Genomic DNA, 24,680 nt, shown 5'->3' with positions numbered 1-24,680 from the left:
ATAAGTTGGAATGACTACTGATCGCACTACCTGACTGCTTGTTACTCAACATGGACAACAAATAAATAGCCCGCTTGTGGCGGGCCATGGCGCTATCAGGCTTTGCTAGCGTGATCCGCTTCGCCCCAATGGCTTTCCGTGTTCTGGTTGGCCGCGTTGGCCGCGGCTGCTTCTTCCTCGGTGGCCAGGCCACCTTCCCACTTGGCGACGACGGCCGTGGCGACGGCATTGCCGACCGCGTTGGTGGCCGAACGGCCCATGTCGAGGAACTGGTCGACGCCCATCAGCAGCAGCAGGCCCGCTTCCGGAATATTGAACTGGTTCAGGGTAGCGGCAATCACCACCAGCGAGGCGCGCGGCACGCCGGCCATGCCTTTCGAGGTCAGCATCAGCAGCAGCAGCATGGTGATCTGCGTGCCGATCGACAGGTCGATACCGTAGGCTTGCGCGATGAACAGCACGGCGAAGGTGCAGTACATCATCGAGCCGTCCAGATTGAAGGAGTAGCCCATCGGCAACACGAAGCTGGAAATCTTGCGGTCCACGCCGAACTGGTCGAGCGCCGTCAGCAGTTTTGGATAGGCCGCTTCCGAGCTGGCCGTCGAGAATGCCAGCAGGAATGGTTCGCGGATCAGGCCGACGAGCTTGAAGATGCGCGGGCCGATGACGACGAAGCCGGCGCCGATCAGCAGGGCCCACAGGCACATCAGGCCCAGGTAGAAGCCGCCCATGAACTTGGCAAACGTGACCAGTACGCCCAGGCCGTGCGTGGTGATGACGGAGGCCATTGCAGCGAACACGGCCAGTGGGGCCAGGTTCATGATGGTGCCGGTGATGCGCAGCATGACTTGCGCCAGCTGGTCGACGACGGCCGTCAGGGTCTTGCCCGATTCGCCCAGGCCGGCCAGTGCGCCGCCGAAGAAGATCGAGAACACCAGCACTTGCAGGATTTCATTGTTGGCCATGGCCTCGATCGGCGACTTCGGCACCAGGTGCGTGAAGAAATCTTTCAAGGTGAAGGCGGCCGTTTTCAGATTCGTTGAAGCGTGTACGTCCGGCAATGGCAAGCCCAGGTTGGTACCGAGCTGCATCAGGTTCGACAGCACCATGCCCAGCGCCAGCGAGACCAGCGAGGCGACGACGAACCAGCACATGGCTTTCAGGCCGATGCGGCCGGCCGTCTTGCCGTCGCCCATGTGGGCGATGCCGACCGTCAGGGTGGAGAACACCAGCAGCGCAATGATCATCTTGATCAGGCGCAGGAAGACGTCGGTGACGATGGAAATATTGCCAGCGATTTGCTTGCTCATGTCCGCATCGGGGAAAGCGGAATGGCATCCATAACCGACGGCAATGCCGAGGATCATGGCAATCAGGATGTACAGGGTTAATGGCCGTTTCTTTTTCATTATGACTCCTCCGGTGAAACGCCGCTGTGAGCGGATTATTGATTGCGAGCAACTCAAGCTTGGAGTCAATATTTCTCAAAAACAAGCCCTTGCGTGCCAGCGATTATTTGCAGCAAAACCTGTACATAGCAAAGGATATGCCTGAAATGGGAATTTGGAACCTAACTTCTTAAGTTGTTGATTTGAGGAAGCTTTTTTGTTGCTTAGATGTTGCAACTTTGCACGTTTGCGCGAAATATTGGACGCGCAAGCGCATCGCTGTATGACTTTTCATACGCTAGTCGCGGCAGGGCGGCGGTACGCCAAAAAGACAAGATTATCAGGACAATAAAAAAGCCCCTCCGAAGAGGGGCTTGATGTGACGCGATGCGTGTTCTCTAGATGTTAGAACTTGATATTCGCCGTCAGGCTGAACGAACGGGGCTGGCCTGGCGTGTAGCGGAAGCCGGACTTGTTGATGGCTGCCACATAGGTCTTGTCGGCCAGATTGTAGGCGTTCAACTGCAAGTCGAGGTTCTTGTTGACGGTGTAGGTTGCCATGGCGTCGAAGACCCAGTAGGCATCCACGCGGGCCGGCGTACCGACGGCGCCATCGGTGCCGCGCAGCATTTCACCCACGTAACGCGCGCCGCCGCCGATCTTCAGGCCGAAGGGCAGGGTGTACGAGGTCCAGCCCGTGAACGCCTGTTTCGGCGTGTAGCTGAGGTTATTGATGCCGCTGGCCGTGACGACCTTGCCCGACTCGACCTTGGTATTCATGCGTGTGTAGCCGGCGCTGACCAGCCAGTTCGGCATGATCTCGCCCACCATGCCGATTTCGACGCCCTGCACGCGTTTCTTGCCATTCTGATAGTAGATCAGGTCGACGGGATCTTGCTCTACTTCATTTTTCACGTCCGTCTGGTAGACGGCGGCCGACAACGACAGTTTTTGTTTCAGGAAATCCCATTTGGTGCCGATTTCCTTGGTGGTGGTTTCCTGCGGATCATACATCGGATTTTGCGCGCTGCTGGCGCCCGTGCTCAGCGTGAAGTTGGTGCCCGGCGGCGCCTTCGAGGTGGCCCACAGCGCATACACGCTGCTGTCCGGCGTCGGCTTGTACAGGGCCGAGATCTTGCCGTTGGCGAAGGTGTCGTTCAGGGTGATGTGAACAGGAATAGGCGTGCCTACCGGCAGTTTTTGCACCTGGCCTGCGGCGACGGCCGTCTGCAGGGTGACGGAGTCATAGCTGGTGTTGAAATGGTCGAAGCGCACGCCGCCGTTGAAGATCCATTTGTCGCCGAACTTGATGGTGTCGAAGACATAGGCGCTTTGCGTGTTGACTTCGCCTTGGCTGTAGGCGCCGCTGCGCACGGGCTGGTAGCCGGTGACGGGGGCGCGCGGGTTCGGATGGTACAGATTGGCGTCCGGCATGGTGCCCAGGCTGGCAGGCACATAGCTGTAGTTGGTCTGCTTTTCGCTGGTGAATTCGGCGCCGGCCACCACGGAGTGCTTGAGCACGCCCGTATCGAATTGCGCGCTGACCACAGTCTGGTTGGTCAGAATCGTGTTTTCCTGATCCTTGACGGTGCGCAGCGAGCGCGCCAGGGTCCAGGTCGACGGATCGGTGGCCACCGGCGTCTTCAGGTTGGCGGTGCTGCCCATGAAGGCCGTCAACAGGTAATCCTGCTTGGTCTTGCCGTAGCGCGTGGTGTTCTGAATCTGCACGTTGGGCAAGAAATCATGATCGATGCGCAAGGTAGCCATATCGGCCTTGACCTTGTCGTGGTCCGCGGTGGAGCCGTAGAAATTCTTTGGATCGACCTTGGCGGCGCTATTCAGGAAGGTGCGGATGACCTTGTTCGTCGGCGTGATACTGTCCGGCGTGCTGTAGCCGGGCAGGCCGATGGTGGGCACGAAGCCGTCGGGCACGTTATTTTGATCCACGTGCAGGTAGCTGGCCGTGATGCGCGTCGGCTTGCCGATGCCGAAGGTGACGGTAGGCGCGAAGGCCCAGCGCTTGTTCTTGACTTCGTCGCGCGCCGGATTGCCGCTGTCCTGCGTCATCAGGTTCAGGCGGAAAGCCGTGCCGGAATCGGCGTCGATGATGCGGTTCCAGTCGGCCGTAGCGCGTTTCTGCTTGCCGCTGCCGGCCGTCAGCAGCGAATTGAACTTGTTTTCCATGGTGGCCGTCTTGCTGACCAGGTTGATCGAACCGGTCGGCGAACCGCGGCCGCTGTCCGTGCCCGCCGGGCCCTTCAATACGTCGATCTGTTCGATGTTGAAGACGTCGCGCGAGATGGAGCCCACGTCGCGCACGCCATCGACATAGATGCTGCCCGAGGCATCGAAGCCGCGCATGTAGACGGCGTCGCCCGTGTTCGTGTTGCCGTTTTCACCGAGGAAGAAAGTACCGACGCCAGGCGTGTTGCGCAGCGCATCCGTCAGGGTCAGCGCGCCTTGCTGTTCGATCAATTCCTTCTTGATCACGACGATGGTTTGCGCCGTGTTGACGAGATCTTCCGTGTATTTCGGCGACGAGGCTTTTTCGGCCTTGAAATCATTTTCCTTCGAGCCCACGACCTTGATTTCGTTCAGGGTTTGCTGCGATGCCGGGGCGCTTTGGCCGGCCGGGTCGGCCGCTTGGGCGACGACGGGCAGCAGCATCACGGCCAGGGCGGCGCCGATGTGCTGGTTGAAACGGGTTGGGGCGTGTTTGCGGCTCTTGATTGCCATCTTGCTCTCTCGATAAGTTCAGGGTGGTGGTTCCTGGCTGGCTCTGCGCCGCAGTGCTTGGGCACGCGGGCAAGTGGCTGGCGATGGAGACGGAATAGGCGGTATTGTAATAACTGGGCGCTATTTCGTAAATGAGAATCGTTATCAGTATCGTTTACGCAACGGATTGGACTTAGCGCAAAAAAAACACGCGCATGGCTCATGAATGCTTGCTTTGCAGTCCGGGCGCTGCTATGCGCGCAAGCGTTTGGCAGCGGGAGTATGATGAGCAACCTTTACAAATTTCTTCCCAGCACATGCTGCACACGCCCCTTGCCTTCGTCCCCCTGATCGACACGCCCGAACCGGCCCCGGCCGCCACCGAAACGCTGACATTCGTCTTTCACCGCGGGCGCCTGCTGTTGCGTATGCCCGGGCTGACCCTGCCCACTGCCGCCGAGGTGGCCGTGCTCGATATCGACCTGAGCCGCGCCCAGCCCGTGGGCTGGTGGCAGGGCCGCTATTGCCAGACGGTCTGGACGGATGCGGAGTTGTTGCCCGCCGATAGCGGCTTGGCGTATCACGGCATGCGTTCGCTGTTCAACGCCGTCGACGATGACTTCCTGGGCCTGGCCAGCCGCGCCGTGCAGCTGGCCGAATGGGCGCGCACGCACCGCCATTGCGGCGTGTGCGCCACGCCCATGCAGCGCACGCGCGGCGAACGCTGCTTTACGTGCGCCGCCTGCGGCATGCTCGCGTACCCGCGCATTTCGCCCGCCATGATGGTGCTCATCCGCAAGGGCGACCAGGTGTTGCTGGCGATGCATAAAAATTCGCCATCGCAGCGCTTCAGCCCGCTGGCCGGTTTCCTGGAAGCGGGCGAATCGATCGAGGAAGCCGTGCACCGCGAGGTGATGGAAGAGGTGGGCTTGCGCGTGCATAACTTGCAGTACTTCATGAGCCAGTCCTGGCCGTTTCCCCATTCGCTGATGATCGCGTTTACAGCCGATTATCTCGATGGCGAGATCCGCCTCGACGAGAACGAGATCGCCGAGGCGCGCTGGTTCGGCCCCGGCGATGCGTGGCCGGAAGCGAGTTCGAGCGTGTCGATTTCCGCGCTGCTGGTCGGCGCGCACCGGCAGCCGGCGCAGTCGTAAAGCTGGGGCTGCTCAGGCAGCCTGCCGCATTTTCTATATACTGGCGGCAATTGAAAATTTTAGGGTGGTTTAGCATGTCTCAAGAAGAATTCTCCGAAAACGACTGGCGCCGGCTGATCAGCAGCCTTGGTGAAGATCCGCAGCGTCCTGGCTTGCTGGAAACGCCGGCGCGCGTGGCCAAGGCGTGGAAGCACTGGACGTCCGGTTATGGCCAGGACCCGGTGGACTTGCTGAAAGCCTTTGAAGATGGCGCGGAACAGTACAACGAGCTGATCGTCGTGCGCGGCATCCCCGTCTACAGCCATTGCGAACACCATCTGGCACCGTTTTTCGGCAAGGCCACCATCGGCTACGTGCCCAACGGCAAGATCGTCGGCCTGTCGAAACTGACGCGCCTCGTCGATTGCTTCTCCAAGCGCCTGCAAGTGCAGGAACGCATGACGATGCAGATCGCCAACGCGCTGATGGAAGTGCTGGAACCGAAATCGGTGGGCGTGGTCGTGCGCTGCCGTCACCTGTGCATGGAAAGCCGCGGCATCCGCACGCCGGGCGAAGAAACCATCACCTCGGCCATGCTGGGCGAGATGCAGCCGAACCTGGCGCTGCGCACGGAATTTCTGGCCCTGGCGCGCGAAGTCTGATTTTCGGCGACGATGCGTGACGAAGGCGGCATATGCCGCCTTTTTTCATGCGCGCCCGGATTCCCGTTCCGCCAGGTAGCGGGCCGGCGGCTTGCCCACGGCCTTGCGGAACATGGTGACAAAACCGCTGGTATTTTCATAACCGAGTTCCAGCGCCACCGCTTTCACGCTGTGGCCTTGCGCCAGCCGTTGCAACGCCAGGATCACGTGCAGTTGCCGGCGCCAGCCGCCCACGCTCATGCCCATTTCCTCCAGCGACAGCCGGGTCATGCTGCGCTCGCTCATGCCGATGCGGCAGGCCCACTCGGCCAGGGTGCTTTTATCGGCTGGCTGCGCCAGCAGCAGGGCGGCCAGGCGGCGCAGACGCGCATCGCGCGGCATTGGCAAATGCAAGTCTTCCACGGGCGCGACCGCCAATTCGTCGAGCAGGGTGGCCACCAGGCGTTCCTGCGCGCCCTGCAGCGCGATCAGGGTGGGAAAACCGGCCGCCTTGGTGATGAGTTCGCGCAACAGGGGCGAGACAGCCACGGTGCAGCAGATGGCCGGCAAGGCCGGCGCCGTGGCCGGCTCGATAAACAGGCAGTAGCACTCGGCCTCGCCCACGCCCTGCGCCGAATGCATCAGGCCGCCCGGTATCCACACGGCGCACTGGGGCGGCACGATCCACACTCCACTTTCTACTTCGCAATGGATCACGCCCCGCGTGGCGTACAGCAGCTGCCCCTTGCGGTGCTGGTGCGGCGCCTGCTCCGCATCCTCTGGCACGCTGGCCAGGCCCACGGCCAGCAAGGGGCGCAGCACGCCGTCGACGTCGAAATCGAGGATGGAGGCATCGTCGTCCAGACCCAGATGGGCCGTCAGCATGCTGGGCAAGAGGGGATGGGGCATGGGATGACTTTGGCTGGATTGAATAATATTGTGGCTATTGTATGCAATGACGTCGGGCGCCGTCATCGGTATCGTATGGCTATCCGCAGTCCCGCTTCAACGGCAACCGCCGCCGCCCGTGTTCTGATGAAGGTGAGGAGAAACGGCAACCCCCTTGAAGGAGTCCCCCATGCAACTCGATATCACCGATTTCCCCCTCGTCTGGATGCGCCGCGACAACGCCGCCAGCGGCCCCGACGATGCCTTGTTCAGCCAGTTCGAGGACTTGCTGGCGCGCCAGCAAGCGTTTGTGATTCTCAGCGAAGAAGGCCTGGACGAGGATGGGCATGACCATCCGCAGGAAGAGCGCAAGCGCGCCGTGCTGTGGATGAAACGGCACAAGGCCGCCCTGCGCGCGTATATCCAGGGCATGGTGCTGGTCGAACCGAGCGCCGCCAAGCGCCTGGCCGGCAAGGCTTTCGCCGTCATGTTCGGCCAGTTCTGGGGCTACCCTTTACACTTTGGCACCAGCCGCGACGACGCGCTCGACATCGCCCAACATTTGCTCAGGGCCTGGCTGCCTCCAAGGGAAAACTAACAACGCCAAGAGCACCTGACAAAACCGTAGCGAGCGGCAGTGATTTGTGGCCAAGAAGCGCAACCGTACTTTTGTACGGGGGCGCCGAGCCGGTGAGCATCGCAGGCCGCAAAGCGCGCCGCGCAGCAGGTTTGGTCAGGTGTTTTAGTAGCGGTAGTCGTTGACGAAGTGTTTTGTAAAGTTGTACTTGCTGCCGCCGTCGAGCAAGTCGACCAGGCGTTTCGGCGCCGAGGCCGACATGAAGGCATCGGCCGCGCCGCCCGTGCTGCGGAACTTCATGCCCGGGCTGAGAATCTGGTTGGCGCCGATCTTCAGGTGCTGGAAGCTTTTCGTTTTTTCATTGTTGAGGATGAAGTGCAATTCCTGCTTGAACGTCAGGAAGGGGATCTTCAGCCACCAGCCTTCGTCCGTGCCATAGCTGGCGACGCTGGCAAAATGCGTGTTCTTGTCCGTCAGCGTGGGTTTGCCCAGGCGGTCGTTGATGCGTTTCATGGCTTCATTCTTGGTCATGCTGTGCTTTCGTGATTCAATCGATCTGGCGTGCATTTTGACACACGCCCGCCACCTCCGCCTGCCTTGACGCTGCCTATCCGCATCCTTTTTTGCTGCAATGCAATATCGCAATGCAACCTCAATTCTCATCAATTGTCGCAACGCATTAACAACACCGGGCAAAAATCATTGCCTCCCGGCATTGTAAATATCGGTCGTTCGAGCGTATGCTGGAGACGTCTGAACGGTGTCGCCAGAGCACCGTCGCCGCCGCATTCCGGGCTTGCCCAGCTGGAAGCGGGCCACGCCCCATCGCCGCACAATAGAGAGTCGGAGACACAGCATGAAGAAATTGACGTTCCAGCAGAAGTTATGGATTCCCCTGATTTGCAGCCTGTTGTGCATCACCGTTATTTTTGTCTACAACGCGCTGGAAATTCGCAAGATCCGCATCGAAGAACGCAGCGCCGACCTGAGCAATGCCGCCGACCTGGGCCTGGGCGCCGTCAAGATGTTCGGCGACCTGGCCGCCAGCGGTGCCTTGACCAAGGAAGAAGCGCAAAAGCAGGCCACGGCCGTCATCAAGAGCATGCGTTTCGGCGAGACCGGTTATTTGTCCATCATCGATCTCGATGCCGTCGTGGTGATGAATCCCGCCGCGCCGCAAACCAACGGCAAGAACATGTCGGATTTCAAAGATGCCAACGGCACCTATCTGTACCGCGACATCGTTGCCGTCGGCAAGAGCGATGCGGGCAAGGGCTTCGTCCATTATTATTTCCCCCGCCCGGGCCAGAAGACGCCCGAACCGAAGATGAGCCGCGTGGTGGCCTACAAGCCGTGGGCCTGGACCCTAGTGGTGGGCGTGTACATGGATGATATCGATGCGGCCTTCCGTCAGTCGCTGCTCACCTCGCTGGGCGTGCTGGTGCTGGTGTGCGGCCTGCTGGCCGCCGTCGTCGTCGTGATCAACCGCAGCCTGCGCCATGCGCTGGGCGGCGATCCCGAGTATGCGGCCGACGTGGCGGAAAAGATCGCGAATAACGATTTGAGCGGCGTCGTGCGCACGCATGCCAGCGACCGCCACAGCGTGCTGTACGCGATGAAAACCATGCAGGCCAACCTGGTCGACGCGATCAGCGAAATCCGCCACAGTGCCGAGACGATCGCGACGGCATCGAGCGAGATTGCCAGCGGCAATATGGACTTGTCGGCGCGCACGGAAATGCAAGCCAGTTCGCTGGAAGAAACGGCGGCCTCAATGGAGGAATTAACCTCGACCGTGACGCAAAACGCGGGCAATGCCGTGCAGGCGAATGAACTGGCGCAGTCCGCTTCCGCCGTGGCCCGCCAGGGCGGCGCCGTGGTGGCGCAAGTGATCGGTACCATGGACACCATCAACGCGTCGTCGCGCAAGATCGTCGACATCATCGGCGTCATCGACGGCATCGCTTTCCAGACGAATATCCTGGCCTTGAACGCGGCCGTGGAAGCGGCGCGCGCGGGCGAACAGGGACGCGGCTTTGCCGTCGTGGCGTCGGAAGTGCGCAATCTGGCGCAACGATCCGCAGGCGCGGCGAAGGAAATCAAGGAACTGATCGGCGCTTCCGTCGACAGCATCGCGGCCGGCAGCACGCTCGTCGCACAGGCGGGCACGACCATGGATCAGGTGGTGGCCAGCGTGTCGCGCGTGACCGACATCATGGCCGACATCACGGCCGCCTCGCACGAGCAAAGCACGGGCATCGGCCACGTCAACCAGGCGATCACGGAGATGGACAGCGTGACGCAGCAAAATGCGGCACTGGTGGAAGAAGCGGCGGCAGCGGCGTCGAGCATGCAGGACCAGGCGGCCGTGCTGGCGCAACTGGTGGCGCGCTTCAAACTGTCGGCGCAGGAACCGGGAACGTCGCCGCGCCTGACGGCAAGCTCGGCTGGCGCACCGCGCGCCGTGGCGAAAAAGCCCCTGCGCAGCCTGGCGGCGCGCTAAGTTCCTATTGGGCCGGTGCCGCCGCTTGCGGCGCCGGCTCGAATTCCAGCTTGTCATCGACGACCACGAATTGCCCGACCGGCTGGCCCAGGTCGGCTTTCGGGTCGTTTTCCATTTCCGTCAGCTCATTGCAGGTATTCGTTTCCGCCTGCCACAGCTGCTTGCCCATGCGGATATTCCACAGGCCATCGCCGGCCGCAAACAGCTCGACCTTGATGTCGGCCGGCGCATCGGTGGACAGCGTATGCAGGCGCTGGCATTGCGGCAGGTTGGTGGCCATCAGCTGCACTTCCACGGTGTCTTGCCAAAAATAACGTTGCTGGCGACGCACGGTCAGGGAATGGTCTTGCCCATCGAACATGTAGATGGCGAAGTCCTGGACACAGCCTGACAGCAGGACGGACAGCGTGACGATCAGGAGTTTGCGCATGGTCGGCTTTCTTTGTTTGTGCTCTGGAATGTCGGGATGCCTGCGTGACGGTGCCAGTGGGTGCTTGCCCTGCCTGGACGCCGTCTTGTTTTTCGCTTACGTGGCATTATATCCATGCATATCAGTTGCGGCGCGACAATAGTTCTGCCAAGTGCGCCTGCCCCTACTCATCTACCTGGAAAGACCACGATGATCGACCTGTATTACTGGACCACGCCCAACGGGCACAAAGTGACGATGTTCCTGGAAGAAGCGGGCATCCCCTACAACATCATTCCCGTGCATATCGGCAAGGGCGAGCAGTTCAAGCCCGAGTTTCTCGCCATCGCGCCGAACAACCGCATCCCCGCCATCGTCGACCAGGCGCCGGCGGATGGCGGTGAACCGCTATCCCTGTTCGAATCGGGCGCGATTTTGCAATACCTGGCCGAGAAAAGCGGGCAATTCCTGCCGGCCGACGTGCGGGGACGTGCCGAGGTCATGCAGTGGCTGTTCTGGCAAATGGGCGGCCTTGGCCCCATGGCCGGGCAAAACCACCATTTCGTGCAATATGCGCCCGAACCGATCGATTACGCCATCACGCGCTACGTCAATGAAACGAACCGGCTATACGGCGTGCTGAACAAGCGCCTGGCGGACCGCGCATTCGTGGCCGGCGACACGTATTCCATCGCCGACATGGCGATCTACCCGTGGATCGTGCCGCACGCACGCCAGCGCCAGAAGCTGGAAGACTTCCCGCACCTGGCGCGCTGGTTCGCGGCCATCGCCGCCCGTCCCGCCACCGTGCGCGCGTATGCGCGGGCAGCCGAAATCAATGTGCAGCCCACCGTCAGCGGCGACGCGAAAAGCGTGCTGTTCGGGCAGACGGCGAAGACGCTGGGCTAAGCTTCAGTTTCCGCGGTAGGTGGAAAAGCCGAAAGGGCTGAGCAGCAAGGGAATGTGATAGTGCTGCTCGGTCTTTTCCACGTGGAATTGCACGGGGATTTCCGGGAAGAATGTTTCCTGTTTCAGCCGCGCATAGTGTTCGCCAGTTTTAAAAACGATGCGGTAGTCGCCCGCCTGCATGGGTTGATTTTCCGGATACATGGCCGCGATGCGTCCTTGCGCGTTCGTCACGGCGCTGCCCAACTGTTGCCAAGCATCCCCTTTTTTCTGCTCCAGCGTGACCGTCACGCCCGCGGTCGGCTGGCCGCTCTGCAGGTCGAGGATGTGCACGCTCAAGGGATTGGCGGCCAGCGCCATGCTGGACAGGCTGGCGAAGGCCAGGGTGGCGGTGATTTTTTTCAGATAGGTCATCGTTGTTGCTTTCACAGGGTGGGGGAATCGAGTTCAGGAATGGCGGCCAGGGCGGCATGGGCGCAGGCCCGGTCTTGCAGGGCGCCACCGCCACCGGCGACGCCGATGGCGCCGACGACTTCGCCCTTGGCGCGCAAGGGCAGGCCGCCGCCCAGCAGCAACAGTTCCGGCACGGTCGTCAAATTGGCCATGTCGGGATTGCCGCGCGCGGCCACGGCCAGCGCCTGGGTATCGTTTTTCGTCGACAGGGCCGTGTAGGCCTTGCGCCGGCTGGCGTCCGTGTTGTGCGGCCCGACGCCATCGGCGCGCTGCACGGTCACGACATTGCCGCCACGGTCGAGTACGCTGACGACGATATGCCGGCCTTGCGCCTGGCACGCGGCGATGGCCGCATTCGCCAGCTTGTTGGCCATTGCCAGAGAAAGATCATCGACCTGGCGCAGCTGGGCGTGGGCGGGGCTGGCCAGCAGGTACAGCAGGGTAATGCCGAGTAACAGGGTTTTCATGTGGCTGTCCGTTGATAAGGTGGCGCCAGTATGGTCAGTGTTGCCCTACGAGAAGATGATCGCCGCATGACATTTTTATCATCCGCGGTGCCCGGCGCGCGGCGTAGAATGGTCTTATATTCCCCTTAGAAAGCTGCCATGCGCATCCTGGTCATTGAAGACGAACCGAAGACGGGCGACTATCTGCTGCGCGGCCTGGCCGAGTCCGGCTTCACGGTGAGCCTGGCGCGCAATGGCCGCGATGGCTTGCACATGGCGAGTACGGAGTCACCCGATCTGATCGTGCTCGACGTGATGCTGCCCATCATGGACGGCTGGCAAGTCTTGCGCGCGCTGCGCCTGCAAGAGGGTGGCGCCGACGTGCCCGTGATTTTCCTGACGGCGCGCGACGAGGTGCAGGACCGCGTGAAAGGGCTGGAACTGGGCGCCGACGATTACCTGGTGAAACCGTTCGCCTTTGCCGAACTGGTGGCGCGCATCCGCACCCTGCTGCGGCGCGGGCCACCCCGTGAAGACGACGTCATCCGCATCGGCGACATGGAAATCGACGTGATGAAACGCAAGGTCAGCCGGCAAGGCCAGCGCATCGCCCTGACGGCCAAGGAATTCGGCTTGCTGCATTTATTGGCGCGGCGCCAGGGCGAGGTGCTGTCGCGTTCCATCATCGCCTCGCAAGTGTGGGACATCAATTTCGAGAGCGACACCAACGTCATCGACGCAGCCATCCGCCGCCTGCGCAGCAAGCTCGACGATCCGTTCGAGCCCAAGCTGATCCACACCTTGCGGGGCATGGGCTATGTCTGCGAATTGCGCGCGCCCACGGTACCTGACAATGGCGCCGCCGCATGAAGCTGGCAGAACTGCGGCGCTCGCTGACCCTGCGCGTGACGCTCGTCTTCGTGCTGATCGTGGCGCTCGTGTCGGCCGGGCTGGGCATGCATTTGTACCGTTCCTTTGTGGCGGAAATCGAGCGCCGCGACGATATTTTGTTGCTGGGAAAACTGCGGCAGATCCAGCAATTACTGGGCAATGCCGGCACCCTGGACATCATCCGCGAGCGGCCCCAGTATTTCCGCGACACCATGAGCGGACAAGAGAATTCCCTGGTGCGCATCGTGCGCGCCGATGGCACGCGATTGATCGATGTCAATCCGAACAGCGAGAACGTCGCGCATGCTGTTCCCGTGGCCGTCGACGCGCCCGTGACGGCCAGCGACATCGTCAGCTGGACCAGCCGCGACGGTTATCCGGCCCGGGTCGTGGCGGCCAGCGCGCGCATCGGCGAGCCCGCGCAGATGGCCGATATTGCCGTCGCCCGGGTCTACGGCGACCGCACGGCCATGTTCGCCGCCTACCGCTGGCAGATCGTCGTCTCCGTCGCCGTCAGCGCACTGGTGGCGGCGATTCTGGCCAGCGTGATGCTGCTGCGGGGCTTGCGGCCGCTGCGCAATATCGCGGCCCATGCGGCCCTCGTGCGGCCGGGCAAGCTGGGGCAGCAGCTCGAGGCACGCGGCGCGCCGACGGAACTGCTGCCCCTGATCCAGGCCTTGAACGCCATGCTGGCGCGCCTGCAGGAAGGCTACGCGCGGCTGTCGCAGTTTTCCGCCGACCTCGCGCATGAATTTCGCACGCCCGTCACCAATCTGCTGGGACAAAGCCAGGTCATGCTGGCCCGCCCGCGCAGCGCGCACGAATATGAACAGCTGGTGTCGTCAAATGTGGAAGAGCTGGAACGGCTGTCGCGCATGATCGACAGCATGCTGTTTCTGGCGCGCGCGCAGCAGGATGAAATGGTGCTCGTCAAGCAAGTCTTGCCCGTGCAGGACGAGTTCTTGCGCCTGGCCGATTTCTTTGAAGGCCTGGCCGAAGAGCGCGAGCTGGCGCTGGCCTGCCACGGCAGCGGCACGGTGACGGCCGAGCCGCAACTGCTGCGCCGCGCGCTCGGCAATTTGCTGTCGAACGCCATCCGCCACGCGGCGCCGGGCAGCACGATTTTATTGCGTTCGCACGCGACGAACGAGGGCGTGGAACTGAGCGTGAGCAACCTCGGCCCCGCCATCCCCGCGCGTCATTTGCCGCACCTGTTCGAGCGCTTCTACCGCGCCGACCCGGCCCGCAGCGACTCGGCCGCCTCCACAGGATTAGGGCTGGCCATCGTCACGGCCATCATGCAGTTGCACGGCGGCAGCGCGACGGTCGCATCCGACGCTGCCGCCACGACATTTACCTTGGTTTTCCCGGCGTAATATTGATGGTGGTGGTGTCGGATTACGCGCTTGCGCGCTAATCCGACCTACATCTTGGTTTTCCCGGTGCAGGAAAGTAGGTCGGATTAGCGGGGCGTAGCCGCGCGTAATCCGACAATAGCGATTCGGCCGCTTCCGCAGGCCTGGGCATGGCCTGCGTCACGGCCATCGTGCAGTTATACGGCGGCAGCGCGAGTGTGGCGTCCGACGCGGCCGCCACGACGTTTACCTTGGTCTTCCCGGCGCAGCAACGTAGGTCGGATTAGCGGGGCGTAGCCGCGCGTAATCCGACAAGAGCGGCCAACAATGTTGTCGGATTACGCGCTGGGGCGCTAATCCGACCTACGCCTGCCAATCAGCCCATCTCCACCAAAAACTCATGCATGCCCGTATGCGGCAATTGCGCGCACGCCGGCGCAAAATGCGGCAACTGGCCCCACAGCAGCGGGTTGCCGACGATGTACACATAATGCTGCGCGCGCGTCAGGGCCACGTTGAGCAAATTCGGCGTGGCCGCCGCCCACTGCGCGGCGCCGGTCGTGCTGTCGTCGGCGCCGAGGACCAGCATGACCACGCTTTGTTCCTTGCCCTGGAAGGTATGCACGGTGCCCACCATCTGGCTGCTCCACTGGCGCAGTTCGCGCGCCGTCGGCGCCTTGCCGTAGCCGAGGCGGCGGTCCCAGTCCATGTCAACGATGCGCGAACGCAATTCGTTGCGCACGGCCTTGAACGGCGTAATCACATACATGTCCGGCAGCTTGCCGTCGCGGCGATATAGTTTCAATAACACTTCCAGCACGAAATCGAGCTGCACCGGCACCACCTGCTTGTAGCTGACGGCGCCGACGGCGTCGATCCAGCGGCTCGGTCCCCGCGTCAGGCCCCGCGCGCCGGCCGGCGGCGTGCGTTCAGCCAGCCCATAGACCATCTTGTCTTCGTAGGCGATGCTGTTGGCCAGCGAAAACATCGGTTCCACGCAGCGGCGGTGCACGCGCAGGGGGCTGCCTATCCACAGGGGCTGCGCGCTGCCGGTGCCGACCGTTGCGCCATAGCGGTTGGCCTTGTCGGCCAGGGTCTGCACGGAAACGGAAGTCGGCGCGTAGCTGCCATCCTGCGTATGCGGCGACAGGGCGGACAGGGTTTGCACGAGACGGTCCGGCACCGTGAACACGGGTTCGATCTGCAGCGGGTCGCCCACGACGACGGCGCGTTTGGCGCGCCACAGGCTGCCCAGCGCCGCTTGCGGCACGGCCTGGCCCGCTTCATCGATGAACAGCCAGCCCAGCGATTCCGGGCCCATGCCCTGGAACTGGCGCGCGAACGAGGCAAACGTGGTCGACACGACAGGCACCACCATGAACAGGCTGTGCCAGACCATGGCGACGTGCGACTGGTCATACGCGCGCTTGTTTTTCAGCAATTTCGACACAGCCAGCAAGTTGCCGCCAAAGCCGGGTCCGCCCTTCTTCGCCACTTCCGCCAGCCACGCTTCGTGCAGGGCCAGGGCCTTGGCGAACAGGCGCGAGCGCAGGCGCGCCAGCGCCGGTTCATGCCACAGGCCGCCTATCTGCAACGCGTCGCCGTCCAGCTCGTCCAGGCTGGCCGGCGCGCTGATGGTGGGGAAACGCATGCGCGCGCGGCGCAGCAATTCCGTGCTGTCATCCCATTCGCGCTGGCGCGATTGCGCCGTGCGCAGGGCAATGTGCAGGCTGTTGCGGGCCCGCTCGCAGCGCGGCTCCAGCTCGCCCTTGAGCAGCAGCTTGATGGCGGACACGTCGCGCGCGGCCTGGCGCTGCGCTTCGGCGTTGGCCACGACGGCGTCCTTGTAGGCGCGCGCCGGGGCCGTGCGGAACAGGCGGGCAAAAAAGCCCGGTTGCGTCAGCGCCACCAGGCGCTCTTCTTCCAGCAATTCCTTCTTGCTGGCAAGCAGGGTGTCCTGCTGCGCCAGCGCGCCGGACAGGGTGCCATTCGCTGCATCCATCTCTTGCTCAGCTTCAATTAACGCTTGCTGGCTGGCCTGGATAAAATCGGCTTCCGTGCACGTGCCCACGGCTTGCCACAGGGCCGCGTATTGCGCGTGCTCGGCCAGGGCCTTTTCCACCACGTGTTCCGTTTCGCGGAACTCGCGCGCCGCCTGGGCGAAGCTGACGCCCTGGTAGCTGGCCAGCCACTGGCGGATATTCTGCGCATTCGGCGTCTTGCGCGCCGTGCTCTTGTCCCAGTCGTCGTCATAGAAATTGCTGACGAAGCGGCGGCGGTTCGCGCTATTGCCCAGCGCGCAGGACATCAAGCCCCACGGCGCTTCCGTCTCGTCCAGGGCGCGGTTGGCGCCATTGCCGTCGGCCACCACGCGGCGCGCCACGCTTTCAAAATAGCGCGTGCGCGCCCATTCCTTGCCCAGCTGTTTCGGTTTTGGGAGGTCGCCGGAAATATTTTCCACCGCCGCGTTGTTCGACGAGGCGACGACCATTTCAAAGCCCGTCAATTCCGGGCGCAAGCGGGCGATGGTGATCGGGTCGCGCACGCCTTCGAAGGCCACGGCCACCTTGCCGATGAAGGCGTCGCCGGCGCGGTCCAGGCAGGACAGCACGGCCGCGCGGCGCACGATGTTGTCGGCAAACAATTCGCGCAATAACGTCGTCTTGCCCGTGCCGGGCGGGCCGTTGACGGAAAAGATGCCGCGTTCGCTCAAGCCCGTGCGCGCGCCGTGGATGGCGAATTGCTGCATCAGGCTCATGGCGTAGCTGGCGTCTTCCAGCCAGTGGCCGCGGTTCATGTTCGCGGGATTGAGCATGGCGGCCAGCGCCTGGCGTCCGGCCGGGCTGTACAGATCGATGCGCTCGTCCTGCGCCAGCGGCGTCAGGTAGGCGGCCACCGTGGCCGGCAACTTGCCGCCACGCAAGGCGCGGATGATCTGCTCCAGGTCATCGAGGTAAAAACTGTTGAGGATATCGATCGACGGCTCCACCGCGTCGCCAAAGTCCAGGCTACGGTTCTGGCTGGCCTCAGCCAAGTCGCCTTCCGTCACGGCCGCGCGTTTCTTGCGCGTGCGCAATTCCAGCACGGCCAGCGGCTGGCCGGCGGACGGGCGGAAGCCGGCCCAGTCGATGAGCAGGTCGGCCAGGGCCGCGATTTCTATGCCGGACAGGGGCGACGAGACATTGCCCGCCTCGTCCGTCACTGGCTGCGGGGCGCGGGCGGCGGCAAAGTTGCGCAGGCTGTCCTGCAGCGCCAGTTGGCTGTCGCTGAAGGCGTCCAGGCTCAGGCCCGACCAGTCCGGCGTGCGGGCGCGGCCCAGGGCCCACGGCAAGGTCGACACGGAGACGGGGTCGAACTGCGGCTCGCCCAGCGCATTGAGGTTGATGCGGGCAAAGCACGAGCGTCCCAGCAGCTCTGTTTTTTCTGTCTCGGCAATGTTTTCCGGGCCGTTGGCCGGCGGGCAAGCCTTGTTGATTTCGGCCTTGTCGAACACGCCGAGGAACAGTGAAAAGCCGTCGATCTCGCGGTCGGAAGGGACTGGCCACTGCGTGGCGAACTGCGGCGGCAATTGCGCCAGCTGTTCGCGGTGGAGGAGACGCACGGTGGATTGGTCTTCAACGTCCGTGATTTGATTCAGGTCAAACGGGATAAAGAATTCGATCTTGTGCCAATACTCCAGGATAGCCAGGAGGCGCTGCTGTTCTGCCTGATTCATGATGACCAATATTTTGTAAAGCGAGCGAGGATTGTAAAGCGTATGCGCGGTGCACGTTTTGCACTTTTGTCTATTGCGCGGGCTTTGCCGCAAAAAAAGTGGTATTGGCGGACGAAAAAAAGCCAGGCAGCAACTTCCTGCCTGGCTTTTCCCGTTGCGGTGTTGCCGGGTGTTAAAACTCTGGTATTAACACGGGTGTTTTAAAACTCTTCCCATTCGCTTTCGGCGGCGGCGTTGCTGCGGCGCGCCGGCGCGGCCGCGACGGCCTTGCGCACAGGGGCGGGCTTGGCTGCGGGGCGAGCGATGGCGGGCGCAGCCGCTGCCGGCGTGGCGCGCACAGGCGTCAGCTTGCTGACGCTGGCAACATGGTTGCCGGTTTTAAAGAAGCCCACCACGTGCGCCAGTTCGCCCGCCTGTTCCTGCATGCTTTGCGAGGCGGCCGCCGCTTCTTCCACCAGGGCCGCGTTTTGCTGCGTCACTTCATCCATCTGGGCAATGGCCATGTTGATCTGTTCGATGCCGATGGTCTGCTCGTGCGTGGCGGAGGTGATTTCGCCCATGATGTCGGTCACGCGCACGATGCTGTCGACGATGTCGCCCATGGTCTGGCCCGCTTCATTGACGAGGCGTGAACCCGTGTCCACGTTGGCGACCGAAGCGGCGATCAGTTCCTTGATTTCCTTGGCGGCCGAGGCCGAACGGTGCGCCAGATTGCGTACCTCGGTGGCGACGACGGCGAAGCCACGGCCCTGTTCACCCGCGCGCGCCGCTTCCACGGCCGCGTTCAAGGCCAGGATGTTGGTCTGGAAGGCGATGCCGTCGATGACGCCGATGATGTCGACGATTTTCTTCGACGAGTCATTGATCGTGCCCATGGTGTCGACCACTTGCGCGACGATGCTGCCGCCGCGCACGGCCACCTCGGATGCGCTTTTCGCCAGCTGGTTTGCCTGGCGCGCATTGTCCGCGTTTTGCTTCACGGTCGAGGTCAGTTCCTCCATGGCCGACGCCGTTTCTTCCAGCGAACTGGCTTGCTCTTCCGTGCGGGACGACAGGTCGAGGTTGCCTGCGGCAATTTCGCTCGACGCTGTGGAAATCGCATCCGTACCGTTGCGCACTTGCGCCACCACGCCCAGCAAGCTCGTGTTCATGGCTTTCAGGGCGCCCAGCAGGCGGCCCGTTTCATCGCTGGAATCGACGACGATGTGCGACGACAAATCGCCCGAAGCGACGGTTTCGGCCACGCTGACGGCCGCATTGATGGGCTGGGTGATCGAGCGCGTGATGATCCAGGCAACAAAAGCGCCCAGCAGCACGGCCACGCTGCCCAAGGTAATCATGGAAGCGCGCGCACTGTTGCTCAGCGTTTCGGCGTCCGTTGCCGCCTGGGCCGCCTGCTCGCCTTCATACGCGACCAGGCTGTCGAGCGCGCCCAGCACGCGTTTCAGGCTCGGCGCCGCCTGCTGCGTCAAAAAGGCGATCGCTTCATCCGTCTGGCCCGCATTGCGCAGCTCGATGACCTTGTTGTTCAGCGGCGCGCCCGATTTCAGGGCCGCGTCCAGTTCAGCCATCAGCGCCGTTTCCTTGTCTGTCGAAATTTTCTTTTGCAGGGTTTCCTTGGCGGCGCCGTATTTCTTGCGTGCTTCGCCGATCTTTGCCAGTTCCGCCTGCACCAGCGCTTCCGTCGGCGCCACCACAATGCTGGTGATCGCCAGGGTAATGTTGCGCACGTTGTCGCTCATGGTATTGGCGGCCGCCATCTTGACGTTCTTGTCGGCCACGATGTCGTGTGTGCGTGCGCTCAGTTGCCCCATGGAGTACAGGCCGACGAGCAAGACGGCCACCAGCAGACCGAGAACGACAGCAAATCCGATCCCGAGCCGGGTGCCGATTTTGAATTGTGTAAGTGACATGATTGCTTTCGTATTGCGGAAGTGAGGGAAAACGTCGACAGGCCAAGGCTACGGGTTTATACGTAAGGGCAGCCAGCCTGTAATTGTTCCTCAAAATTCCGCACTGCAATACAAAAACTTGTATCAAGTCCGCGAAAAGTTTAAAAAATGGTAGCAAATTAAATAAGTTGTCGTGTGGAAACAACGAGCGCGACGCCGGATGCGGGCTTAGTTTTCCGGAAACACGTGCGTGGCGAGGAAGTCGATGAAGGCGCGCAGTTTCGGCGTCAGGTGGCGGCTGCTGGGCCACAGGATGCGGAAGGCGCCGTCGTGCCGGCGGTGCGCGTCCAGCACCGGCTGCAAGCGGCCCGCCGTCAGCGCCGCGCGCGCGGCAAAGTCGGGCAGGGCGGCGATGCCCAGGCCGCTTTCGGCAAAGTGCAGCAGGGTGTCGACGTTGTTACAGTTCAGCACAGTCGGCAAGCCGGCCGCGTGCAGGGCATGCCACTCGGGCAAGGGCCACGCCTCGACCTTGCCGCTGCTGGGAAATTTGTACAGCAAACAAGTGTGGCGGGCCAGGTCGGCCGGCAGCAGCGGCGTGCCGTTGCGCGCCAGATAGGCTGGCGAGGCCACCAGTTGCAGCTGGAACTGGCCCAGCTGGCGGCTCATCAAACGGCTGTCGGCGCTTTCTCCCGCGCGCACGACGGCGTCGTAGCCTTCTTCGATCACGTCGACCCGGCGGTCGCTGAAATCGAGGTCGAGTTCCACCTGCGGATAGGCACGCGCAAAGGCCGCCAGCACGGGATTGAGCAGGCTGCCCACCTGCGGCAGGCTGACGCGCAGCCGGCCTTGCGGCGCGCGCTTGCTGTTCGATAACTCCAGCTCGGCCGCTTCGATTTCGCTCAGGATGCGCCGGCAGCGCTCGAGAAACACGGTACCCTCGCTGGTCAGCGCGATGCTGCGCGTGCTGCGGTGAAACAGGCGCACGCCGAGCCGCTCTTCCAGCCGCGCGATGCTCTTGCCCACGGCCGAGGCGGAAATGCCGAGCACCCGGCCCGCCGCGACAAAACTGCGCGTTTCCGCCGCCTGCACGAAGGCCGTGAATCCCGCCAAGTTATCCATGATTTTCCTTTTGATTGCGGATGTCAACGTCCGCACAGACTGAAACTATAGCCTGTTTTTCTTTGATCGCGTCTCGCTTACCTTGGCAGCCTGATCATTTGAAAGGCTACGCCATGATGTACAACTTCTCTCCCGCGGCCTTGGCCGCCCGCATCGACCCCTTGCTTGATGCCGTGCTGCATCAGCAGCGCCTGGTGGGCGCCGTGGTGCTGGTGCGCCAGCGCGGCCAGGATATCTATCGCCGCGCCGCCGGTCACCTGGACCGCGAGGCCGGTACGCCCATGGTGGAAGATGCCGTCTTCCGCCTGGCCTCGGTCAGCAAACCCATCGTCTCGACGGCCGCGCTGGCGCTGGTGGGGCAGAACCGCCTGGGCCTGGACGACCCGGTGGCGCGCTGGCTGCCGTATTTTGCGCCGCGCCAGCCGGACGGCGCCGTGGCGGCGATGACCGTGCGCCACTTGCTCACGCATACGGCCGGGCTCGACTACGGCTTTTTCCAGCCGCCGGGCGGCGCGTATGCGCGGGCGGGCGTGTCCGACGGCATGGATGCATCCCGTATTTCCCTCGAGGACAACCTGCGCCGCCTCGCTACCGTGCCGCTCGCGTCTGCACCGGGCGAGCGCTGGGCGTACTCGATCGCCACCGACGTGCTGGGCGCCGTGATCGAACAGGCGGCCGGCATGTCGCTGGCACAGGCCGTGGAACGCCTGGTGACGGCGCCGCTGGCCATGCACGACACGGGTTTTATGGCCACGGACGGGGCGCGCCTGGCCGTCGCGTATGCGGACCGCGCAGCGGAAGAAGCCCGGCCGCGCCGTTTGCTGGACGAGGGGGAAGACCATCTGCCGTTTCTCGAAGGCATGGCCGGCTTTACCTTGTCGCCGGCAAGGGCGCTCGACGCGTACGCGTATCCGTCCGGCGGCGCCGGCATGGTCGGCTCTGCCCCCGATTTCATGCGCCTGCTGGAAACCCTGCGACTGGGCGGCGCGCCGCTGCTGCCGCCAGCGCTGGCGCGCCAGATGGGAGCAAACCAGACGGGCGGTTTCGACTTGCCGTTCTGGCCCGGCCGTGGCTTCGGCCTGGGGTTCACGGTCTTGACGGACCCGCTTGCCGCCGCCACGCCGGAAGCGGCGGGCAGCTGGCGCATGGGCGGCACGTATGGCCACTCGTGGTTTGTCGACCCGGCGCAGGAACTGTCCGTGGTGGCGTTTACGAATACGGCATTGGAGGGCATGGCGGGACCGTTCGTCACGGAACTGTGCCAGGCCGTGTATGGCGCCAAGGAAATGCCATGACGCGCCCGCACCCCATCGTTTTTCTTGCGCTGGGCCTGTTCGGCGTGTATTGCATCGAGTTTGGCGTGGTCGGCATCTTGCCGATGATCATGCAGCGTTATGGGGTGACGGCCGCGCAGGCGGGTTCGCTGGTGAGCCTGTTCGCGCTGGTGATCGCCGTGGGCGGCCCCTTCCTCGTGCTGCTGGCCACGCGCTGGCGCCGCAAGAGCGTGCTGATCGTCTCGCTGCTCGTGTTTGCCCTGGCCAGCGTGGCCTCGGCGTATGCACCGCGCTTCGGGCTGCTGCTGGCGCTGCGCATCGTGCCGGCCCTGTTCCACCCCGTGTATTTCTCGCTGGCCATGGTGGCCGCCGCCGCCCTGTATCCGCCGCGCGATGCGGCGCGGGCCGGCGCGCATGCGTTCACTGGCACCAGCATGGGCATGGTGCTGGGCATCCCGCTGACCACCTGGATCGCTGCCCAATATGGCTATGAGGCATCGTTCCTCGCGTGCGCCCTCGTGAATGCCCTGGCGGCGCTGGGGCTGTATCTGTTTCTGCCCGACACGCCGCGCGAGGCGCCGATGGCGTATGGCCGCCAGCTGGCCGTGCTGCGCAAACCTGCCCTGTGGTTCACCATTGCCGCCGCCGTGCTGGTGTTTGCCGCCATGTTTGCCGTGTATGCGTATGCGGCCGCGTATCTGCAGCAGGAAGCGGGCTTGTCGGCGCGCCAGACGGGGCTGGCGCTGGTGGTGTTTGGCGTGGGCGGCGTGGCGGGCAATCTGTTCGCGGGGCGCCAGCTGGGCACGCACGTGCTGCGCACGGTCTTGCTGCAGCCTGTGCTGCTGGGGCTGGCGTACTGGCTGCTGTATGAATATGCGGGCGGCGGCATCGGCTGGGCGGCGCTGGCCGTGTTGCTGCTGTTCTGGGGCGCCGCGCATACGAGCGGGTTGATCGTGACGCAAGTGTGGCTCAGCAGCGAAGCGCGCGAGGCGCCCGCGTTCGCCATCGGCGTGTATATCGCCGCCATCAACCTGGGCGTGACGCTGGGCGCATTGGCCGGCGGCATGGCCATCGAGTCCTACGGCATGCAGGGCGCGCTGGCTTGCGGCGCGCTGCTGGGAGCGCTGGCGCTGGCCTTGATCGGGATCAAGGCGTGGCGCTACCGCCCCGTGTCAGTCCTCGATATGGTTGGGGATGCGAAACAGTAGATCCGTGTCGCCGATGTCCACGCCCGCTTGCGACAGCAAGGTGCTGGCCTGGCCCCGGTGGTGCGTCTGGTGGTTAAAGAAATGCATGAGCAGGCTGAAAAACTCGCGCCGGTTAGGCCCCTTGCTGTTGCGGTAATCGAGCAAATGGTCGAGGTCTTCTTCGCGGATGGACGCCGCCCAGTCGATGATGAGCTGGTCCAGCCATTGCCGGTGCGCGTGCATGGCGGCAAAATCGTCGGCCGCGAACAGCGGCTGCGTGAGCGACGCGGGCGGCGTGATGGCGCGGATGGGATCGAGCAGGGGGAAACCGGCCGGATGTTTCGCGTAGCGCTGCAGCCACAAGGTATCGCCCACCATCACGTGGTTCAGGGTGGCCAGCAGGGAGCCGAAAAAGGCGCCCCGCTCGCGCTGCAGCTCGCCGGGCGGCAGGCTGGCCGCCGCTGCGTAGACCTTGGCATTCATCCACTGGTTGTAATCGGCCATCAGGCAAATGTGGGCGCAACGGCTCATGGTGATTCCTCCAGTGGATGAATGACAATATTAAACGGACTTCAGGAACGCGCGTATGCCAGCCAGCAGCATTTCAATGGCCATCGCCGTCAGGATCAAGCCCATCAGGCGCTCGAACGCCGTCATGACCCTTGGACCGAGCGCCCGCTGCAAGCGTTCGGCGCACAGGAAGACGGCCAGCCAGACGACGGCCACGGCCGTCAATCCCGCCACGTGGGCGATCACTTCATTGACTTCATGCGAGGAAAACAGCAGCACGGTGGCCAGGGCCGACGGGCCGGCCAGCGCGGGGATGGCCAGCGGCACGATGAACGGCTCGCCGCCCATCTCGTGGTCGCTATTGCCCGCGTTTGGCTGCGGAAACACCATGCGCATGGCGATCAGGAACAAAATCACGCCGCCGCCGATGCGCAGCGCCACTTCCGACAATTGCAAGGCGTTCAGGAAATGGCGGCCGAAGAACATAAACAGCAGCAAGATGCCGAAGGCGATCAGGCATTCGCGCACCACGACTTTCCAGCGCCGCTCGATCGGTACCCGTTTCAGGGCGTTGACGAACAGGGAAACGTTGCCGAATGGATCGGTGACGAGCAAAAGCAGGATAAAAGTCTGGAAGAAATTCTGTGTCATGGTGGTGTGATAGAGGTCAACACC

Annotated in this window: 22 protein-coding genes; 10 read left to right on the top strand and 12 right to left on the bottom strand. The window is 63.1% G+C overall.

Annotated features, from left to right (window positions below; all coding sequences use genetic code 11):
- Positions 1–95 precede the first annotated feature (95 nt).
- Entirely contained in the window at positions 96–1,409 is a 1,314-nt protein-coding gene (locus IGS60_RS24370) for a dicarboxylate/amino acid:cation symporter (protein ID WP_070224793.1), read from the bottom strand.
- A gap of 384 nt (positions 1,410–1,793) precedes the next feature.
- Positions 1,794–4,124: a catecholate siderophore receptor Fiu gene (locus IGS60_RS24365; protein WP_230506447.1), complete on the bottom strand. Its 2,331-nt coding sequence runs from the start codon at positions 4,122–4,124 to the stop codon at positions 1,794–1,796.
- Positions 4,125–4,420: 296 nt separating this feature from the next.
- Between IGS60_RS24365 and nudC the strand changes: the two genes are divergently transcribed.
- Together nudC and folE are read left to right on the top strand one after the other, a co-directional pair.
- Positions 4,421–5,260 (top strand): NAD(+) diphosphatase, encoded by an 840-nt coding sequence (gene nudC / locus IGS60_RS24360; protein ID WP_230506446.1) that lies wholly within the window; start codon positions 4,421–4,423, stop codon positions 5,258–5,260.
- 74 nt (positions 5,261–5,334) lie between these two features.
- Complete coding sequence (gene folE / locus IGS60_RS24355; RefSeq protein ID WP_034781250.1) at positions 5,335–5,901, top strand: GTP cyclohydrolase I FolE; 567 nt, start codon at positions 5,335–5,337, stop codon at positions 5,899–5,901.
- Between the two features lie 45 nt (positions 5,902–5,946).
- Here the strand turns inward: folE and IGS60_RS24350 are convergent, their stop codons facing one another.
- Positions 5,947–6,789, bottom strand: a complete 843-nt coding sequence (locus IGS60_RS24350) for a helix-turn-helix transcriptional regulator (RefSeq protein WP_230506445.1) — start codon at positions 6,787–6,789, stop codon at positions 5,947–5,949.
- 169 nt (positions 6,790–6,958) lie between these two features.
- Between IGS60_RS24350 and IGS60_RS24345 the strand changes: the two genes are divergently transcribed.
- Complete coding sequence (locus tag IGS60_RS24345) at positions 6,959–7,366, top strand: hypothetical protein (protein ID WP_070224790.1); 408 nt, start codon at positions 6,959–6,961, stop codon at positions 7,364–7,366.
- A gap of 144 nt (positions 7,367–7,510) precedes the next feature.
- On the opposite strand, the gene IGS60_RS24340 is transcribed toward IGS60_RS24345, so the two are convergent.
- The gene (locus IGS60_RS24340) at positions 7,511–7,876 is read right to left on the bottom strand and encodes a hypothetical protein (protein WP_034781254.1); all 366 of its coding nucleotides are present in this window, start codon (positions 7,874–7,876) and stop codon (positions 7,511–7,513) included.
- A gap of 325 nt (positions 7,877–8,201) precedes the next feature.
- On the opposite strand from IGS60_RS24340, the gene IGS60_RS24335 reads away from it, so the two are divergent.
- The gene (locus IGS60_RS24335; protein ID WP_230506444.1) at positions 8,202–9,848 is read left to right on the top strand and encodes a methyl-accepting chemotaxis protein; all 1,647 of its coding nucleotides are present in this window, start codon (positions 8,202–8,204) and stop codon (positions 9,846–9,848) included.
- Positions 9,849–9,852: 4 nt separating this feature from the next.
- Here the strand turns inward: IGS60_RS24335 and IGS60_RS24330 are convergent, their stop codons facing one another.
- A complete protein-coding gene (locus IGS60_RS24330; RefSeq protein ID WP_070224787.1) occupies positions 9,853–10,278 on the bottom strand; it encodes a hypothetical protein in 426 nt (141 codons plus the stop codon).
- A 189-nt stretch (positions 10,279–10,467) separates the two neighbouring features.
- Here IGS60_RS24330 and IGS60_RS24325 point away from each other — a divergent pair, with 189 nt between their 5' ends.
- The gene (locus IGS60_RS24325; protein WP_230506443.1) at positions 10,468–11,166 is read left to right on the top strand and encodes a glutathione binding-like protein; all 699 of its coding nucleotides are present in this window, start codon (positions 10,468–10,470) and stop codon (positions 11,164–11,166) included.
- A gap of 3 nt (positions 11,167–11,169) precedes the next feature.
- On the opposite strand, the gene uraH is transcribed toward IGS60_RS24325, so the two are convergent.
- Both uraH and IGS60_RS24315 read right to left on the bottom strand, forming a co-directional pair.
- Positions 11,170–11,577 (bottom strand): hydroxyisourate hydrolase, encoded by a 408-nt coding sequence (gene uraH / locus IGS60_RS24320; protein ID WP_121670675.1) that lies wholly within the window; start codon positions 11,575–11,577, stop codon positions 11,170–11,172.
- A gap of 11 nt (positions 11,578–11,588) precedes the next feature.
- Positions 11,589–12,083, bottom strand: a complete 495-nt coding sequence (locus IGS60_RS24315) for a heme-binding protein (RefSeq protein ID WP_230506442.1) — start codon at positions 12,081–12,083, stop codon at positions 11,589–11,591.
- Positions 12,084–12,221: 138 nt separating this feature from the next.
- On the opposite strand from IGS60_RS24315, the gene IGS60_RS24310 reads away from it, so the two are divergent.
- Positions 12,222–12,932 carry a heavy metal response regulator transcription factor gene (locus tag IGS60_RS24310; protein ID WP_070224783.1) on the top strand — a complete coding sequence of 237 codons (711 nt, stop codon included), beginning with the start codon at positions 12,222–12,224 and terminating at the stop codon, positions 12,930–12,932.
- Complete coding sequence (locus IGS60_RS24305) at positions 12,929–14,329, top strand: heavy metal sensor histidine kinase (RefSeq protein ID WP_230506441.1); 1,401 nt, start codon at positions 12,929–12,931, stop codon at positions 14,327–14,329. Before IGS60_RS24310 ends, IGS60_RS24305 begins: the two co-directional genes overlap by 4 nt.
- 355 nt (positions 14,330–14,684) lie before the next feature.
- Here the strand turns inward: IGS60_RS24305 and IGS60_RS24300 are convergent, their stop codons facing one another.
- Positions 14,685–17,909: an AAA domain-containing protein gene (locus IGS60_RS24300; protein ID WP_230506440.1), complete on the bottom strand. Its 3,225-nt coding sequence runs from the start codon at positions 17,907–17,909 to the stop codon at positions 14,685–14,687.
- Between IGS60_RS24300 and IGS60_RS24295 the strand changes: the two genes are divergently transcribed.
- On the top strand, positions 17,877–18,227 hold the full coding sequence (locus IGS60_RS24295) for a hypothetical protein (protein ID WP_230506439.1): 351 nt from the start codon (positions 17,877–17,879) through the stop codon (positions 18,225–18,227). The genes IGS60_RS24300 and IGS60_RS24295 overlap by 33 nt on opposite strands.
- On the opposite strand, the gene IGS60_RS24290 is transcribed toward IGS60_RS24295, so the two are convergent.
- Together IGS60_RS24290 and IGS60_RS24285 are read right to left on the bottom strand one after the other, a co-directional pair.
- Positions 18,224–19,936: a methyl-accepting chemotaxis protein gene (locus IGS60_RS24290; protein WP_070291942.1), complete on the bottom strand. Its 1,713-nt coding sequence runs from the start codon at positions 19,934–19,936 to the stop codon at positions 18,224–18,226. The two genes, IGS60_RS24295 and IGS60_RS24290, sit on opposite strands and share 4 nt — an antisense overlap.
- A gap of 207 nt (positions 19,937–20,143) precedes the next feature.
- A complete protein-coding gene (locus IGS60_RS24285) occupies positions 20,144–21,034 on the bottom strand; it encodes a LysR family transcriptional regulator (protein WP_230506438.1) in 891 nt (296 codons plus the stop codon).
- Positions 21,035–21,147: 113 nt separating this feature from the next.
- On the opposite strand from IGS60_RS24285, the gene IGS60_RS24280 reads away from it, so the two are divergent.
- Both IGS60_RS24280 and IGS60_RS24275 read left to right on the top strand, forming a co-directional pair.
- On the top strand, positions 21,148–22,329 hold the full coding sequence (locus tag IGS60_RS24280; RefSeq protein WP_230506437.1) for a serine hydrolase: 1,182 nt from the start codon (positions 21,148–21,150) through the stop codon (positions 22,327–22,329).
- Positions 22,326–23,516 (top strand): MFS transporter, encoded by a 1,191-nt coding sequence (locus IGS60_RS24275; RefSeq protein WP_230506436.1) that lies wholly within the window; start codon positions 22,326–22,328, stop codon positions 23,514–23,516. The genes IGS60_RS24280 and IGS60_RS24275 overlap by 4 nt, the downstream gene beginning before the upstream one ends.
- On the opposite strand, the gene IGS60_RS24270 is transcribed toward IGS60_RS24275, so the two are convergent.
- Positions 23,481–24,026: a DinB family protein gene (locus tag IGS60_RS24270; protein WP_230506435.1), complete on the bottom strand. Its 546-nt coding sequence runs from the start codon at positions 24,024–24,026 to the stop codon at positions 23,481–23,483. The two genes, IGS60_RS24275 and IGS60_RS24270, sit on opposite strands and share 36 nt — an antisense overlap.
- Positions 24,027–24,056: 30 nt before the next feature.
- Positions 24,057–24,656, bottom strand: a complete 600-nt coding sequence (locus IGS60_RS24265; protein ID WP_070224777.1) for a MarC family protein — start codon at positions 24,654–24,656, stop codon at positions 24,057–24,059.
- Positions 24,657–24,680 lie beyond the last annotated feature (24 nt).

The sequence above is a fragment of the Janthinobacterium sp. FW305-128 genome (assembly GCF_020858135.1).
In the GTDB taxonomy this organism is placed as follows: domain Bacteria; phylum Pseudomonadota; class Gammaproteobacteria; order Burkholderiales; family Burkholderiaceae_D; genus Janthinobacterium.
Note: the sequence above shows the minus strand (reverse complement) of the source record. Positions and strands in the feature narration are given on the sequence as shown.